Annotated in this window: 14 protein-coding genes, 1 other RNA gene and 1 pseudogene; 6 read left to right on the forward strand and 10 right to left on the reverse strand. The window is 62.7% G+C overall.

Annotated features, from left to right (window positions below; genetic code table 11):
• Positions 1-30 precede the first annotated feature (30 nt).
• The gene (gene purH, locus ACTJLB_RS08475) at positions 31-1,596 is read left to right on the forward strand and encodes a bifunctional phosphoribosylaminoimidazolecarboxamide formyltransferase/IMP cyclohydrolase (protein ID WP_408165677.1); all 1,566 of its coding nucleotides are present in this window, start codon (positions 31-33) and stop codon (positions 1,594-1,596) included.
• 120 nt (positions 1,597-1,716) lie between these two features.
• Here purH and ACTJLB_RS08480 read toward each other — a convergent pair whose 3' ends face one another.
• On the reverse strand, positions 1,717-1,956 hold the full coding sequence (locus tag ACTJLB_RS08480; RefSeq protein ID WP_087752493.1) for a hypothetical protein: 240 nt from the start codon (positions 1,954-1,956) through the stop codon (positions 1,717-1,719).
• 128 nt (positions 1,957-2,084) lie between these two features.
• Here ACTJLB_RS08480 and ruvC point away from each other — a divergent pair, with 128 nt between their 5' ends.
• From ruvC to ruvB, 3 genes are all read left to right on the forward strand, one after another.
• Complete coding sequence (gene ruvC / locus ACTJLB_RS08485; RefSeq protein WP_020069297.1) at positions 2,085-2,627, forward strand: crossover junction endodeoxyribonuclease RuvC; 543 nt, start codon at positions 2,085-2,087, stop codon at positions 2,625-2,627.
• Between the two features lie 124 nt (positions 2,628-2,751).
• Positions 2,752-3,333 (forward strand): Holliday junction branch migration protein RuvA, encoded by a 582-nt coding sequence (gene ruvA / locus ACTJLB_RS08490; RefSeq protein WP_020069298.1) that lies wholly within the window; start codon positions 2,752-2,754, stop codon positions 3,331-3,333.
• A 133-nt stretch (positions 3,334-3,466) separates the two neighbouring features.
• Positions 3,467-4,531: a Holliday junction branch migration DNA helicase RuvB gene (gene ruvB, locus ACTJLB_RS08495; protein ID WP_020069299.1), complete on the forward strand. Its 1,065-nt coding sequence runs from the start codon at positions 3,467-3,469 to the stop codon at positions 4,529-4,531.
• 195 nt (positions 4,532-4,726) lie between these two features.
• On the opposite strand, the gene ACTJLB_RS08500 is transcribed toward ruvB, so the two are convergent.
• From ACTJLB_RS08500 to tyrS, 3 genes are all read right to left on the reverse strand, one after another.
• The gene (locus tag ACTJLB_RS08500; RefSeq protein WP_440783008.1) at positions 4,727-5,398 is read right to left on the reverse strand and encodes a histidine phosphatase family protein; all 672 of its coding nucleotides are present in this window, start codon (positions 5,396-5,398) and stop codon (positions 4,727-4,729) included.
• A 66-nt stretch (positions 5,399-5,464) separates the two neighbouring features.
• Positions 5,465-5,923 (reverse strand): D-aminoacyl-tRNA deacylase, encoded by a 459-nt coding sequence (gene dtd / locus ACTJLB_RS08505; protein WP_440783010.1) that lies wholly within the window; start codon positions 5,921-5,923, stop codon positions 5,465-5,467.
• A gap of 43 nt (positions 5,924-5,966) precedes the next feature.
• Positions 5,967-7,217 carry a tyrosine--tRNA ligase gene (tyrS, locus tag ACTJLB_RS08510; RefSeq protein WP_440783012.1) on the reverse strand — a complete coding sequence of 417 codons (1,251 nt, stop codon included), beginning with the start codon at positions 7,215-7,217 and terminating at the stop codon, positions 5,967-5,969.
• Between the two features lie 226 nt (positions 7,218-7,443).
• Here tyrS and ACTJLB_RS08515 point away from each other — a divergent pair, with 226 nt between their 5' ends.
• On the forward strand, positions 7,444-8,574 hold the full coding sequence (locus ACTJLB_RS08515) for an anhydro-N-acetylmuramic acid kinase (RefSeq protein ID WP_310353105.1): 1,131 nt from the start codon (positions 7,444-7,446) through the stop codon (positions 8,572-8,574).
• Positions 8,575-8,698: 124 nt separating this feature from the next.
• On the opposite strand, the gene erpA is transcribed toward ACTJLB_RS08515, so the two are convergent.
• The 3 genes from erpA to rplM form a co-directional block, all read right to left on the reverse strand.
• Positions 8,699-9,064 (reverse strand): iron-sulfur cluster insertion protein ErpA, encoded by a 366-nt coding sequence (erpA, locus tag ACTJLB_RS08520; protein ID WP_007180424.1) that lies wholly within the window; start codon positions 9,062-9,064, stop codon positions 8,699-8,701.
• A gap of 267 nt (positions 9,065-9,331) precedes the next feature.
• Positions 9,332-9,724, reverse strand: a complete 393-nt coding sequence (gene rpsI / locus ACTJLB_RS08525) for a 30S ribosomal protein S9 (protein ID WP_007180423.1) — start codon at positions 9,722-9,724, stop codon at positions 9,332-9,334.
• Positions 9,725-9,735: 11 nt separating this feature from the next.
• On the reverse strand, positions 9,736-10,164 hold the full coding sequence (rplM, locus tag ACTJLB_RS08530) for a 50S ribosomal protein L13 (RefSeq protein WP_020069304.1): 429 nt from the start codon (positions 10,162-10,164) through the stop codon (positions 9,736-9,738).
• 627 nt (positions 10,165-10,791) lie between these two features.
• On the opposite strand from rplM, the gene ACTJLB_RS08535 reads away from it, so the two are divergent.
• Positions 10,792-11,214 (forward strand): OsmC family protein, encoded by a 423-nt coding sequence (locus tag ACTJLB_RS08535; protein ID WP_025602559.1) that lies wholly within the window; start codon positions 10,792-10,794, stop codon positions 11,212-11,214.
• A gap of 110 nt (positions 11,215-11,324) precedes the next feature.
• Here the strand turns inward: ACTJLB_RS08535 and rnpB are convergent.
• The 3 genes and pseudogenes from rnpB to pyrC form a co-directional block, all read right to left on the reverse strand.
• An RNA gene (gene rnpB / locus ACTJLB_RS08540) (RNase P RNA component class A) lies at positions 11,325-11,738 on the reverse strand.
• An 87-nt stretch (positions 11,739-11,825) separates the two neighbouring features.
• Positions 11,826-12,647: pseudogene (locus ACTJLB_RS08545) on the reverse strand (DUF3025 domain-containing protein); the annotation flags it as partial.
• Positions 12,648-12,658: 11 nt separating this feature from the next.
• On the reverse strand, positions 12,659-13,729 hold the full coding sequence (pyrC, locus tag ACTJLB_RS08550) for a dihydroorotase (RefSeq protein WP_020069307.1): 1,071 nt from the start codon (positions 13,727-13,729) through the stop codon (positions 12,659-12,661).
• Positions 13,730-13,894: the final 165 nt, after the last annotated feature.

Here is a 13,894-nt window from a genome sequence, read left to right on the forward strand (position 1 = left end):
CACGTTTCCCTTCGGCTTTTCGTCTTCATCATGATCAAGCAAGCGCTCATCTCCGTTTCCGACAAGTCCGGCATCGTCGACTTCGCCAAGTCGCTGTCGGACCTCGGTGTCAAGATCCTGTCGACCGGCGGCACCGCGAAACTGCTCGCGGACGCCGGCCTCTCCGTCACTGAAGTCGCCGACTACACGGGCTTCCCGGAAATGCTCGACGGGCGCGTGAAGACGCTGCATCCGAAGGTGCACGGCGGCATTCTCGCGCGCCGCGACCTGCCGGAACACATGGCAGCGCTCGAGAAGCACGACATTCCGACCATCGACCTGCTGGTTGTGAACCTGTACCCGTTCGTGCAGACGGTGTCGAAGGAAGAGTGCTCGCTGGAAGACGCGATCGAGAACATCGACATCGGCGGCCCGACCATGCTGCGCTCCGCCGCGAAGAATCATCGCGACGTGACCGTGGTGGTCGATCCGGCTGATTACGCGGTCGTGCTCGAGGAAATGCGCGCGAACAGCAACGCGGTGTCGTACAAGACGAACTTCCGTCTCGCGACCAAGGTGTTCGCACACACCGCGCAGTACGACGGCGCGATCACGAACTATCTGACGAGTCTCACCGACGAACTGCAGCACGCGTCGCGCAACGCTTATCCGGCGACCTTCAACCTCGCCTTCGACAAGGTGCAGGATTTGCGCTACGGCGAAAACCCGCATCAGAGCGCCGCGTTCTATCGCGACCTGTCGGTGCCGGCCGGCGCGCTCGCGAACTACAACCAGTTGCAAGGCAAGGAACTCTCGTACAACAACATCGCCGACTCCGACGCGGCGTGGGAATGCGTGAAGACCTTCGACGTGCCGGCCTGCGTGATCGTCAAGCACGCGAATCCGTGCGGCGTGGCGGTCGGCGCGGACGCGAACGAAGCCTACTCGAAGGCATTCCAGACCGATCCGACGTCGGCGTTCGGCGGCATCATCGCGTTCAATCGCGAAGTGGATGAAGCGGCGGCGCAAGCGGTGGCCAAGCAGTTCGTCGAAGTGCTGATCGCGCCGTCGTTCAGTGCCGAAGCGCGCCAGGTTTTCGCGGCGAAGCAGAACGTGCGCTTGCTTGAAATCGCACTAGGCGAAGGCCATAACGCGTTCGATCTGAAGCGCGTGGGCGGCGGCCTGCTGGTCCAATCACTCGATTCGAAGAACGTGCAGCCGCGCGAGTTGCGCGTGGTCACGAAGCGTCATCCGACGCCGAAGGAAATGGACGACCTGCTGTTCGCATGGCGCGTGGCGAAGTACGTGAAGTCGAACGCAATCGTGTTCTGCGGCAACGGCATGACGCTCGGCGTCGGCGCCGGCCAGATGAGCCGTGTGGACTCGGCGCGCATCGCGAGCATCAAGGCGCAGAACGCCGGTTTGAAGCTGAGTGGCTCGGCGGTCGCGTCGGACGCGTTCTTCCCATTCCGCGACGGCCTCGACGTGGTCGTGGCAGCGGGCGCGACCTGCGTGATCCAGCCGGGCGGCTCGATGCGCGACGACGAGGTGGTGAGCGCCGCTGACGAACACAACATCGCGATGGTGTTGACCGGCGTGCGTCATTTCCGGCATTGATTCGAGTTTGACGAGCGGCGTGTCATTGCAACATCCGCAGTAGGCGACGATAGAACGGCCCGGTGGAATTTTCCGCCGGGCCGTTTTGTTTTGGACGCCCGCGCAACGCCGACTGAGTCGTTAGTCCGGGGGATCCTTGCGCTCGTAGCCGTCCCTCACGTCCGGGTGCTGGCTGATGTAGGTGCCAAGGCCCTCGCCTTGCTTCGCGAGGCGCTTGAGCGCAGCAACATGTTTCGCGCCGACGCTCTGTTTCGAATACCAGTAGGTCGTGCCCGAGTTGAAGCGAGCGGCGACGAAGTTATCGCCGATTTCGTAAGCCACGACGCCCGATTTTCCGCTCCTGTTCCCATAGCGCTGCATGTGCGGTCGCCTCCCTGTGTCCACGGCAGCAGTTTTTATTCCGCCTGCCCCGCCACATGCGGACCGCCGCGCGGCGTGTGTGTTGTAGTATCGCAGGCACCTGGTTTTAACCGCATCTGCGGCACTTCATGAGAATTCTCGGCATCGACCCCGGCTTGCGCGTGACCGGCTTCGGCGTGATCGATCAAAGCGGTCACACACTGAGCTATGTCGCGAGCGGCATCATCAAGACCGCGGACGCCGACTTGCCGTCGCGGCTCGGCACTATCTTCGAGGGTATCTCGACGCTGATTCGCCAGCACTCGCCGGATCAATCGGCGATCGAAAAGGTGTTCGTCAACGTCAATCCGCAATCTACGTTGCTGCTGGGCCAGGCGCGCGGCGCGGCCATCTGCGGACTCGTCGCGGGCGGCGTGCCGGTCGCCGAATACACTGCCCTGCAGTTGAAGCAGGCGGTAGTCGGTTATGGCCGCGCGACCAAGGAGCAGATGCAGCAGATGGTCGTGCGTCTGCTCAATCTTTCGGGCGTGCCGAGCACCGACGCCGCCGACGCGCTCGGCATGGCCATTTGTCATGCGCACGGCGGCACGACATTGAGCACGCTCGGTGGCATCGCGCCATCGCTTGCAAAGAAAGGACTGCGCGTGCGGCGCGGGCGTCTGGTTGGCTGATGTTGCCGCGGCGCCCGCCGTTTCCGTGCCGGCCGCCGCTTTTTTCGCCTGATGCAATGACTGGCCTTAAGCGGCGCACACGCCCTGCGCTACACTCGCCCTTTCTCTCGAATCTGAATTCGCCATGATCGGTCGCATTGCCGGCGTTCTGCTGGAAAAAAACCCGCCGCATCTGCTCGTCGACTGCAACGGTGTCGGTTACGAAGTCGATGTGCCCATGAGCACGTTCTACAACTTGCCGTCCACCGGCGAACGCGTGGTGCTCCTCACGCAAATGATCGTGCGAGAAGACGCGCATCTGCTCTACGGCTTCGGCACGACGGAGGAACGCTCCACTTTCCGCGAGTTGTTGAAAATCTCGGGAATTGGCGCGCGCATGGCGCTGGCCGTGCTGTCCGGCATGAGCGTGCACGAGCTTTCGCAAACCGTCACGCTGCAGGACGCCGCGCGCCTCACGCGCGTACCGGGCATCGGCAAGAAAACGGCAGAGCGACTGCTGCTCGAACTGAAGGGCAAGCTCGGTGCGGACCTCGGCGCGATGGCCGGCGCGGCGTCGGCATCGGATCACGCGTCCGACATTCTCAACGCGCTGCTCGCATTGGGCTACTCGGAGAAAGAAGCGTTGGCGGCAATCAAGAACGTGCCGGCCGGCACCGGCGTTTCGGAAGGGATCAAGCTCGCGCTCAAGGCATTGTCCAAGGCCTGAAGCTGACGCCCTGGCGGCGGCCTCGCCGTGCTCGGGCAATGACACCCGCGTGATGTGAGGTCGTCTGTCAGGTCGACGCGCATTGGCCATTCGGCCGGGTTTACCGACCGTCCTCGCGCGGTACAATGACCACATGATCGAAACCGACAAACTCGCCGCCGAGCGCATCATCGCGGCCACGCCCGTCTCGCCGAACGAAGAAGCGTTCGAACGAGCGTTGCGACCGCGCCAGCTCGAAGAATATGTCGGGCAGGAAAAAGTGCGCGGTCAGCTGGAAATCTTCATTGAGGCAGCCAAGCGCCGCTCCGAATCGCTCGACCATGTGTTGCTGTTTGGGCCGCCGGGCTTGGGCAAAACCACGCTCGCGCACATCATCGCGCGGGAAATGGGCGTGAATCTGCGGCAAACCTCCGGGCCGGTGCTGGAGCGCGCCGGCGACCTGGCCGCGCTGCTGACCAATCTCGAAGCCAACGACGTGTTGTTCATCGACGAAATTCACCGGCTTTCACCGGTCGTCGAGGAAATTCTGTACCCCGCGTTGGAGGATTATCAGATCGACATCATGATCGGCGAAGGGCCGGCCGCGCGCAGCGTCAAGCTGGACTTGCAGCCGTTCACGCTGGTCGGTGCGACCACCCGCGCGGGCATGTTGACCAATCCGTTGCGTGATCGCTTCGGCATCGTTGCACGATTGGAGTTTTATAACGCCGAGGAACTCGCACGCATCGTCACGCGTTCGGCTTCGCTGCTGAATGCGCAGATTCATCCTGACGGCGCGTTCGAAATCGCCAAGCGCGCGCGCGGCACGCCGCGTATCGCCAACCGGTTGCTGCGCCGCGTGCGCGATTTCGCCGAGGTAAAAGCCGACGGCAACATCACCGCTCAAGTCGCCGACGCGGCGCTCAGAATGCTCGACGTCGACGCGGTCGGCTTCGACCTGATGGACCGCAAGCTACTGGAAGCGATTTTGCACAAGTTCGACGGCGGACCGGTCGGCGTCGACAACCTTGCAGCGGCGATTGGCGAAGAGCGCGACACTATTGAAGACGTGCTTGAGCCGTATCTGATCCAGCAAGGCTTCCTGCAACGCACGCCGCGCGGCCGCGTGGCCACGCTGCTGACTTACCGGCACTTCGGGCTCGCGGCGCCGGACGCGTCCAGCACGTTGCCTGGGCTGTGGGACTCGGCTGCGACCTGAAGCCGGATCTTGGCGCGAGCGGCTATTCCTGGGCCGGTTGAGCAACCTGGCGCGCGTGCGGGTCGTCGCGGCAAGTAATCAGATTAACGGAATGAACGGCGTGTTCGAACGCGCGCGTCGTCGGCTACCGCGGCGCGCGGCCTCGGATATTCGCTCAACGGCGTGACACGAGTTCACGCGACGCGGCGCGAGTGATCAACGCCCCAGTTCCGGACCCTTCTTGAAGCTGTCGTCGGCGCCAGGCGCGTCGAGATGCGAGATGTCTCCCCACGACACCACCGTCGCACGGCCGTTGTCGAAGTCCACCACATTCACGCTAGTGTTCAGCAGCGCGTAGTCACGCGGCGCATCGAGCGGTAAACCGCATGCAAAGCGACGCACACAATCGAGCACGCCACCGTGCGCGACGCAGGCAATTCGCCCACCCGGATGCGCGGCGACGAGCGGTTCGATCGCGTGCAACACGCGGTGGTAGAACGCGCGCTGCGACTCGCCTCCGAGTGGCGTAAAGCCGGGGTCGCGGGTCTGCCAGTGTGCGTATTCGTCCGGGAAACGCGCGGCGATTTCATCGCTGTCGTGACCTTGGAACGCGCCGTATGAGCGCTCGCGCAAACCTTCGCGCAGATGCACCGGCAAACCTAGCGCGTCCGCGAAGGGTTGCGCGGTTTGCCGCGCGCGCTGCAGGTCGCTCGAATAGATCGCATCGAGCCGCGCGCCGTGCTTCACTTCATCGGCGATGCGGCGTGCAAGGCTTTGCGCCTGCGCAAGTCCTACCGCCGCGAGCGGAATGTCGATGTGCCCTTGAATGCGTTTGATGCGGTTCCAGTCGGTCTCGCCGTGCCGGATAAACAGAATCTGCGTGGTCATGGGATCCAGTTGGGCGCTGTAGGCCGGTTGTGCCGAACCGCTACGGTTGCAAGAACTGCGCGAAAATCAGGCGTTGGTCTGCAGCCAGAACGTGACCGGCCCGTCGTTGACGAGCGACACCTGCATCTCGGCGCCGAATTCGCCGGTCTCGACGATAGGATGCTTTGCGCGCGCCGCCGCAACAAAGTAGTCGAACAGGCGCTTGCCCTCGTCTGGCGGCGCGGCCGGCGTGAAGCTCGGACGCAAGCCGCTGTTGGTGTCCGCGGCCAGCGTGAACTGCGAAACCAGCAGCAGACCGCCAGCGCGGCCGGCGCCGTCCAGATTCTGCACAGAAAGGTTCATCTTGCCTGCGGCGTCGCTAAACACGCGGTAGCCGAGCACTTTGGCGAGCAGCCGGTGGGCCGCCGCTTCGGTGTCGCCACGCTCCGCGCACACGAGCGCGAGCAGGCCCGCGTCGATCGCGCCCGTCACGCGGTCGGCCACGCGCACTTCGGCGCGCCGCACGCGCTGGATCAACGCGATCATCGGGCAGTCTCCGGCTGCGAAGTTCGGTTCATTGCCCGCACACTTACGCAGTCAGCGTGACGCGCGCAAAGCGGCGCTTGCCGACCTGCACGACGTACTCGCCCGACTCGACCTTCAGGCCCTTGTCCGACACAGTCGCGCCGTCGATCTTCACACCGCCCTGCTCGATGTTGCGCAACGCTTCGCTCGTCGACGGCACGAGGTTGGCCTGCTTGAGCAATTGGCCGATGGCTAGCGGTGCGCCCGCCAGCGTCACCGCCGGGATATCGTCCGGCACGCCGCCCTTCGCGCGGTGGTTGAAGTCTTCCAGCGCGCGTTCGGCATCGGCCTGCGAGTGAAAGCGCGCGACGATTTCCTGGCCTAGCATGACCTTGAAGTCGCGCGGATTGCGGCCGGCCTCGATCTCTTTCTTGAAGCCTGCGATTTCGTCCATTGGACGGAACGACAGCAATTCGAAGTAACGCCACATCAGCACGTCGGAAATGCTCATCAGCTTGCCGAACATCTCGGTCGGCTTTTCGCTGATGCCAATGTAATTGTTCTTCGACTTCGACATCTTCTCGACACCGTCGAGGCCTTCGAGCAGCGGCATCGTCAAAATGCACTGCTGCTCCTGGCCGTACTGCTTCTGCAGTTCACGACCGACCAGCAGGTTGAACTTCTGATCGGTGCCACCGAGTTCCAGATCGGCATTCAGCGCGACCGAGTCATAACCCTGCATCAGCGGATACAGGAATTCGTGGATAGAAATCGGCACGCCGCTCTGAAAACGCTTGGTGAAATCTTCGCGTTCGAGAATTCGCGCAACCGTGTAGCGCGACGCGAGCTTGATCATGCCGTCGGCGCCGAGCGGCATCGACCACTCGCTGTTGTAGCGGATCTCGGTCTTCTCGCGGTCGAGCACCAGCGCGGCCTGCTCGAAATAAGTCTTCGCGTTCGATTCGATCTGCTCGCGCGTGAGCGGCGGGCGCGTGGCATTGCGGCCCGACGGGTCGCCGATGAGCGACGTGAAGTCGCCGATCAGGAAAATGACCGTGTGACCGAGATCCTGCAACTGCCGCATCTTGTTCAGTACGACCGTGTGGCCGATATGGATGTCCGGCGCGGTCGGATCGAGACCGAGCTTGATACGCAGCGGCGTGCTGGTCGCCGCGCTCTTCGCGAGCTTTTGCGCGAATTCTTCTTCGATCAGCAATTCGTCGACGCCTCGCTTGCTGACGGCGAGCGCGTGACGGACTTCGTCGGTGATCGGGAAGGCGGGGGCGGCGTTAGGCTTGGTGGACTCGGTGCTCATGCTGGAAACGGGAAGTCGCGGAAAAGGTAGATTGTCCCATAGATGCGCGCCGCCGCGCCCACCGGCAGGGGTGAGAGCGCGTTCTGGCGGTGCGGGTTGGACGTCCAGTAGGTCCGTTCGCCCGGGACGCGCTTTATATTCGAGCGCGCTTGCATCGATAATCTGCTAAAACCTTCGCAAAGCAGCGGCAATGAAAGAGCAACGAACCATGATCAGGAGCAGCAACGTGGCGCAAGACCCCGCAGACGGCGTCTACTTTGGATTGATGTCCGGCACCAGCATGGACGGTGTGGACGGCGTGGCTGTCCGGTTCGCGCAAGGGAAACCGCCCGTGGTGCTGGCCGAGGCGTTCGTCGGCTTTGCGGCTGGCTTGCGCGACGCGTTGTTCGCGCTGCAGCAGCCGGGCGAAAACGAGATCGAACGGGAAGCGCTGGCCGCCAATGCGCTCGCCACGCGCTATACCGTGTGTTGTCACGAGCTCTTGCGCGGTTGCCACGTTTCCGCCGCCGAAGTGCGCGCGATCGGCGTGCATGGGCAGACGGTGCGGCACAGGCCGGAAAAAGGCTACACGCGGCAGATCAACAACCCGGCGCTGCTTGCCGAGATGATGCATATCGACGTGGTCGCCGACTTCCGCAGCAGGGACGTCGCCGCTGGCGGCCAGGGCGCGCCGCTCGTGCCGGCGTTTCATGCGACCATCTTCGGCGCGAAAGACGAGACGCGCGTGGTGTGCAATCTCGGCGGCATCAGCAACATCACGATTCTGAATGCGACCGGCAGCGTGCGGGGCTTCGATTGCGGCCCGGCAAACGCGCTTCTCGACGAATGGGCGCAGCGCCATCTCGGCAAGCCATTCGACGAAAACGGTCAGTTCGCGGCAAGCGGCCAGGTCGACCGGTCACTGCTGAACGCGCTGCTCGACGAGCCGTTTTTTGCACAACAGCCGCCCAAGAGTACCGGTCGCGACCTGTTCAACGCCGAGTGGCTTGACGCCAAACTGCGCCCGTTTGGCGGACTCGCGCCGGCCGACGTGCAGGCGACGCTGGTCGCGCTAACCGCTGTGACAGTCGCGCGGGAGATAGAGCGGCACGCGCCGGACGCGCGAGCGGTCTACGTGTGCGGCGGCGGTGCGCGCAATCCGGAGATTCTGAAGGCGCTGCAGCAGGCATTGGAAGACAGCGGCGTAAGCGGCGTTCCCGTGATGACGACCGACGCCCTCGGCGTGCCGCCGAGCCAGGTCGAGCCGCTGGCCTTTGCGTGGCTCGCGATGCGCTGCGTCGCGCGCCTGCCGGGAAGTTTGCCGGCTGTTACCGGCGCGAGCGCGGAACGCGTGTTGGGAGCAATTTACCCGCGTTGACGCGGTGGTCATTGAGTGACCGCGGTTGCGGAGGTCGCGCGGGCGCGCGTCTCGCCGGCTTGCGCAGGTAATAAAAAACGGGGCTCGAAGCCCCGTTGCTTTCCAACGCTTTGTCTTTCCGTTGTCAGACCGAGAACGACGAACCGCAACCGCACGTAGTGGTCGCGTTCGGGTTCTTGATCACGAACTGCGCGCCGTTGATGTCATCCTTGTAGTCGATCTCAGCGCCGACCAGATACTGGTAGCTCATCGAGTCGATCAGCAATTGCACGCCGCTCTTGTTCATGACGGTGTCGTCTTCGTTGACGGCTTCGTCGAACGTAAAGCCGTACTGGAAGCCGGAACAGCCGCCGCCCTGCACGAAAACGCGCAGTTTCAGGTCCGCATTGCCTTCTTCTTCGATCAGTTGCTTGACCTTGTCAGCCGCTGCGTCGGTAAAGACGAAGGGGGCGGGCATCTCGGTCACGGGTGTGTCGGTGACTGCGTTCATTCGAACTCTCCAAAAAGCTTCTAACCGCTATTGTAGGGCTGATCTCAATATCGTGCCGAAGCCCACAAAATCAATGGGTTCTTACAGTCGCTTCGATCGACACTGCCGTTGCGCGCAGTCCTGCCCGCATCGGCGCCGACGGGGGCCGATCGGCGACCGCGCCATTGCCCCAAGCGGGGCCGTAATCATAAAAAAAAGCCGCCTTCGCGACAGCGTTGGCGGCTTTTGCTGCGTTCCGGCCCTGGAGCCGGTGCGCACCCGAAGCGATTAACGCTTCGAGAATTGCTTCCTGCGACGTGCCTTGTGGAAGCCGACCTTCTTACGTTCGACTTCACGAGCGTCACGCGTAACGAAGCCAGCCTTCGACAGTTCCGGCTTCAGCGTTGCGTCGTAGTCCATCAGCGCGCGGGTGATGCCGTGGCGAACTGCACCGGCTTGACCCGTTTCACCGCCACCGTTCACGTTGACCTTGATGTCGAACGTGACGCCGTGGTTCGTGAGTTCCAGCGGTTGACGAACGATCATCAGCGACGTTTCGCGCGAGAAGTAATCGGCGATAGGCTTGCCGTTCACAATGATCTCGCCCTTGCCTGCCTTGATGAACACGCGTGCGACGGCGCTCTTGCGGCGGCCCGTGCCGTAATTCCAGTTACCGATCATGTGGGCTCCCCTTAGATCTCGAGCGCTTTCGGCTGTTGCGCCGAATGCGGATGCGTTGCTTCAGCGTAGACCTTCAGCTTCTTGATCATCGCGTAGCCGAGCGGGCCCTTCGGCAGCATGCCTTTGACCGCTTTTTCGAGCGCACGGCCCGGGAAGCGTTCTTGCATCTTGCCGAACGTCGTTTCATAGATACCGCCCGGGTAGCCCGAGTGGCGATAGTACTTCTTGTCAGTAGCCTTGTTGCCCGTGACCTTCAGCTTGCCGGCGTTGATAACGATGATGAAATCACCGGTGTCGACGTGCGGAGTGAATTCAGGCTTGTGCTTGCCGCGAAGACGGTGTGCCACTTCGCTGGCGACACGCCCGAGAACCTTATCCGTCGCGTCAATCACGTACCATTCGCGCGTCACCTCATGGGCTTTTGCGGAAAACGTCTTCATGATCGATCCAAAAAAATTGCTGCGCCCAATGTGTTTTTTCCTGCTTGTAGTGTGCGCATCGAGGCGCGTGCAGGCTCTCCCTGTTCTTCCTCCGCGGGCGCGAATGCGGAAAAGCCCTGAATTATAAAGGAATTTGCGACGTCAAGTCAAAACGTGCTGGACTTGATACCGAATGTGCCTTCGTGAGGCCTTCGGAGCGCGTGAGAACGCGGGCGAAAAAAAACCCGAACGAGCGGTTCGGGTTTAATCCACCAAAGGAGGAGGTGGAGGAGACAGCGGAGGTTGCGAACTGCCGCAACCGATGGAGCAATTATATGAAGCAAGCTTGTGCAACGCAAGAACATTTGCAATGTGAAATTGCATTTCATAATGCGGATTACGAGTAGCAAAGGGCGTGTCTGCCCAAGTAGATACAGCGACGAGACATACACAGTTGCGCGGCGCAAGCCAGCGCTACTAGAGTAAATCCCCTAAACGCGGGGCAATCTGCCTAACCCGTCCCAACATGCCGCGCTGCAACAAGTCAGACGTCAATTCGCATATTTGGCTCGCGAGTCGCCTCGGGCGGACGCTGGATCGCCGGGCTACAATGCCGTCTCGATATAGCGATGCGCGGTGGAGTACAGCATGGAATGCAAAGTGAGCTGGATGGGGCAAGACGGGATGGCGTTTGCTGCTGAGACGGGCAGCGGCCACCTGGTTGCGATGGACGGCGCGCCCGAGGGCGGCGGCCGCAATCTCGCACCGCGTCCGATGGAGATGGTTCTGCTCGGCACGGGCGGTTGCACCGCCTACGACGTCGTGATGATCCTGAAGAAGAGCCGCCAGGAAATCGCGGGCTGCTCGGTGACGCTAAAGGCCGAGCGCGCCAGCGAAGATCCGAAAGTGTTCACGAAGATCCACTTCCACTTCACCGTGACCGGCAAGAATCTGAACCCGGCTACCGTGGAGCGCGCGATCAACCTGTCGCACGACAAATACTGCTCGGCGTCGATCATGATCGCGAAAACGGCCGAACTTACGCACTCGTTCGATATTGTGGCGAACTGAGCGAAGTGTCACGGCGAAAGCACGAGCCGCGCGGGCGGTCCTGACCGAAACCCCGCACGGAGAAGCGAAAATGCCGGCGTTCTGAAAAGACGCCGGCATTTTTTATGAGGTGGCAAAGCAGGCCGATAAGCCGGATTCTGTGCACGCGCAACGTCCGAAGACGCGACGCGCGTGGCAGCCATTCCTCTAGGCGAGTCATTACTGACACGCTCAAGCTTCCTACCCGCAGACGAGACGGGGGCCCCGTCCTGCATCTCGAAGATGCGCGCCTGCCTACTTGGAATTGCTCCGGGTGGAGGTTACCGTGCCGGTCTGCCTTGCAGCAGCCGCGGTGCGCTCTTACCGCACCGTTTCACCCTTACCTGATCCCGACTTGCGCCGGGCCATCGGCGGTTTGCTTTCTGTTGCCCTGTTCCGCGTGTCGCCACGGATGGCCGTTAGCCATCACCCTGCCCTGTGGAGTCCGGACTTTCCTCGCCCTCTTTGGCCGAAGCCGCTGAGGCCGCGACTGCCTGGCCTGCTTTGCTGGCGCCGATTTTAACATCTGCGCGCCGGCCGGAGCGGAATACAGACTTGTCGTCGTAAAAGCCCGGTGTCTCGTTGTCGGGCCACCAGCCCGGAATTCCGAGCACCGGAAGCGGCGCGAACAGCCGGCTCGTCAGCGCGTCGGTGGTCAGCAACGCGGCGCTGACCGCCTCGTCCAGCCACGCATCGCGGACGGCGGCGTTCCATTCGAAGTACGCCGACGGTACGTCGACGATCCATGCATGCCCCGTGCAGCCCTTGAACGGCGCGATGAGTTTTTCCAGCAGCGCATGGCCGAAGCAGCGCACTTCGCAGCTCGAACCCCATGCGTCGCGCCGCTGGAGCAGCAACGTCTGCCAGTCGAAGCCGCGCAGCGCGGCGCTCAACGCTGGATCGCTGCACGCAAACAGCAGTGCGTTTTCGTCGAAGAGAGTCAGCGCATCGCGCACGCTGCCGCGCGTCGAGCCGACGCCGAGCAGGTCGATCGCCGCCGACTGCCGTGTATTGAGCGCGGCCTTGATGCGCGGGAAGGCGAACCACATCGACGCGTTGAAGAAGTCGTGCAAATTGTGGCGTGTCGGCACGCGGCCGGTCGACGCGATGTGCGCCTCGTACGCGGCGCCGGGCGGTAGTTCGTCCTGCGCGATGAACGCGAGGCGTTGGCCGCGGCCTGTGGTCTGACACGTGTTAGCGGCGTCGGCATTCATTTCGGCGAGCAACGCGGCGTAGCTCGTGAGCGCGGCCCGCTGCCAGCGCTGGCCGCGTCCGGCGAACTGCGCGAACCACGGCCTTGACCAGTCGATAGCGGCGAAGCGCGCCCCTGCGCCCGCGCCCGGCACCGGTTCCGCACCCACCCGTGCTCCAGCGCCTTCGCCGTCGACCACACCCGAGCCTGCTTCGCTCTGCATCTAGCAGCGCCTCAAATCAGCCGCCAACCGATCGACTCACCGCCACGCAGCGGCACAACAGGCGTATCGCCGACTGGCAATTCAGCAGGCAACGTCCACTCTTCCCGACGAAGCGTAACCTTCTCCTGGTTGCGCGGCAGACCATAAAAGTCCGCGCCGAAGAAGCTCGCGAAGCCTTCGAGCCTGTCGAGCGCGCCCGCCTGGTCGAAGGCTTCGGTGTACAGCTCCAGCGCGTGCAGCGCCGTATAGCAACCGGCGCAGCCGCAAGCGTGCTCCTTCAAACCCTTCGGATGCGGCGCGCTGTCGGTACCCAGGAAAAAACGTGGATTGCCCGAGATTGCCGCTTCGACCAGCGCGACGCGATGCGTCTCGCGCTTGAGCACGGGCAGACAGTAATAATGCGGACGAATGCCGCCCTGGAAAATCGCGTTGCGGTTGTACAGCAAGTGGTGTGCGGTGATCGTCGCGCCGAGCAGGTTCGGCGCAACGCCGGCTTCGCGGATGTAGTCGACCGCGTCTTTGGTGGTGATGTGCTCGAACACCACTTTCAGCGCGGGGAAGTCGCGGCGCAACGGCGTCATGACCCGGTCGATGAACACCTTTTCGCGGTCGAACAGATCGATCGACGAGTCCGTCACTTCGCCATGCACGAGGAGCGGCATGCCGGTCTCCTGCATCACTTCAAGCGTTTTCGCGCACTTCATGATGTCGGTCACGCCGGCGTCCGAGTTGGTCGTAGCGCCCGCCGGGTAGAGCTTCACGCCATGAACGAAACCACTGTCGCGCGCGCGGCGGATTTCGTCCGGCGGCGTGTTGTCCGTCAGATACAGCGTCATTAGCGGCTCGAATTTCGCGCCGGCCGGGATGGCGGCGACGATGCGCTCGCGGTACGCCTGCGCCATCGCCGTGGTCGTGACCGGCGGCTTCAGATTCGGCATGATGATCGCGCGAGCGAACTGGCGGGCTGTGTCCGGCAACACGGCTGCAAGCATTGCGCCGTCGCGCACGTGCAAGTGCCAGTCGTCCGGGCGTGCGAGCGTGATCGAGTCGCGGGAATCAGGAGAAGCGTTGGAATCGGTCATGGCGAGAGGAGAGCGAGAGCGGAACAGGGGCAGCTGAAAATGCGAGCAATGCGCCAACAATGAGGTCAAACCGCCGTGTTGCGGCCTGAACACACGTCTATTTTGCTATTTGGCGTTTCTGGCTCGGTGATATGCTTGAACAATCATCATTGTAACGGCTCGCCC

It is taken from the genome of Paraburkholderia sp. 22098, from assembly GCF_052045935.1.
GTDB lineage: Bacteria > Pseudomonadota > Gammaproteobacteria > Burkholderiales > Burkholderiaceae > Paraburkholderia > Paraburkholderia caledonica.

Excerpts from the sequence above, each read along its gene's own strand:
- ACTJLB_RS08500 (WP_440783008.1), bottom strand. The coding sequence starts at position 5,398 with ATGACCACGCAGATTCTGTTTATCCGGCACGGCGAGACCGACTGGAAC.
- ACTJLB_RS08535 (WP_025602559.1), top strand. The coding sequence starts at position 10,792 with ATGGAATGCAAAGTGAGCTGGATGGGGCAAGACGGGATGGCGTTTGCT.
- ruvA (WP_020069298.1), top strand. The coding sequence starts at position 2,752 with ATGATCGGTCGCATTGCCGGCGTTCTGCTGGAAAAAAACCCGCCGCAT.
- ACTJLB_RS08480 (WP_087752493.1), bottom strand. The coding sequence starts at position 1,956 with ATGCAGCGCTATGGGAACAGGAGCGGAAAATCGGGCGTCGTGGCTTAC.
- tyrS (WP_440783012.1), bottom strand. The coding sequence starts at position 7,217 with ATGAGCACCGAGTCCACCAAGCCTAACGCCGCCCCCGCCTTCCCGATC.
- erpA (WP_007180424.1), bottom strand. The coding sequence starts at position 9,064 with ATGAACGCAGTCACCGACACACCCGTGACCGAGATGCCCGCCCCCTTC.
- dtd (WP_440783010.1), bottom strand. The coding sequence starts at position 5,923 with ATGATCGCGTTGATCCAGCGCGTGCGGCGCGCCGAAGTGCGCGTGGCC.
- ruvC (WP_020069297.1), top strand. The coding sequence starts at position 2,085 with ATGAGAATTCTCGGCATCGACCCCGGCTTGCGCGTGACCGGCTTCGGC.
- ruvB (WP_020069299.1), top strand. The coding sequence starts at position 3,467 with ATGATCGAAACCGACAAACTCGCCGCCGAGCGCATCATCGCGGCCACG.
- rpsI (WP_007180423.1), bottom strand. The coding sequence starts at position 9,724 with ATGATCGGTAACTGGAATTACGGCACGGGCCGCCGCAAGAGCGCCGTC.
- rplM (WP_020069304.1), bottom strand. The coding sequence starts at position 10,164 with ATGAAGACGTTTTCCGCAAAAGCCCATGAGGTGACGCGCGAATGGTAC.
- pyrC (WP_020069307.1), bottom strand. The coding sequence starts at position 13,729 with ATGACCGATTCCAACGCTTCTCCTGATTCCCGCGACTCGATCACGCTC.
- purH (WP_408165677.1), top strand. The coding sequence starts at position 31 with ATGATCAAGCAAGCGCTCATCTCCGTTTCCGACAAGTCCGGCATCGTC.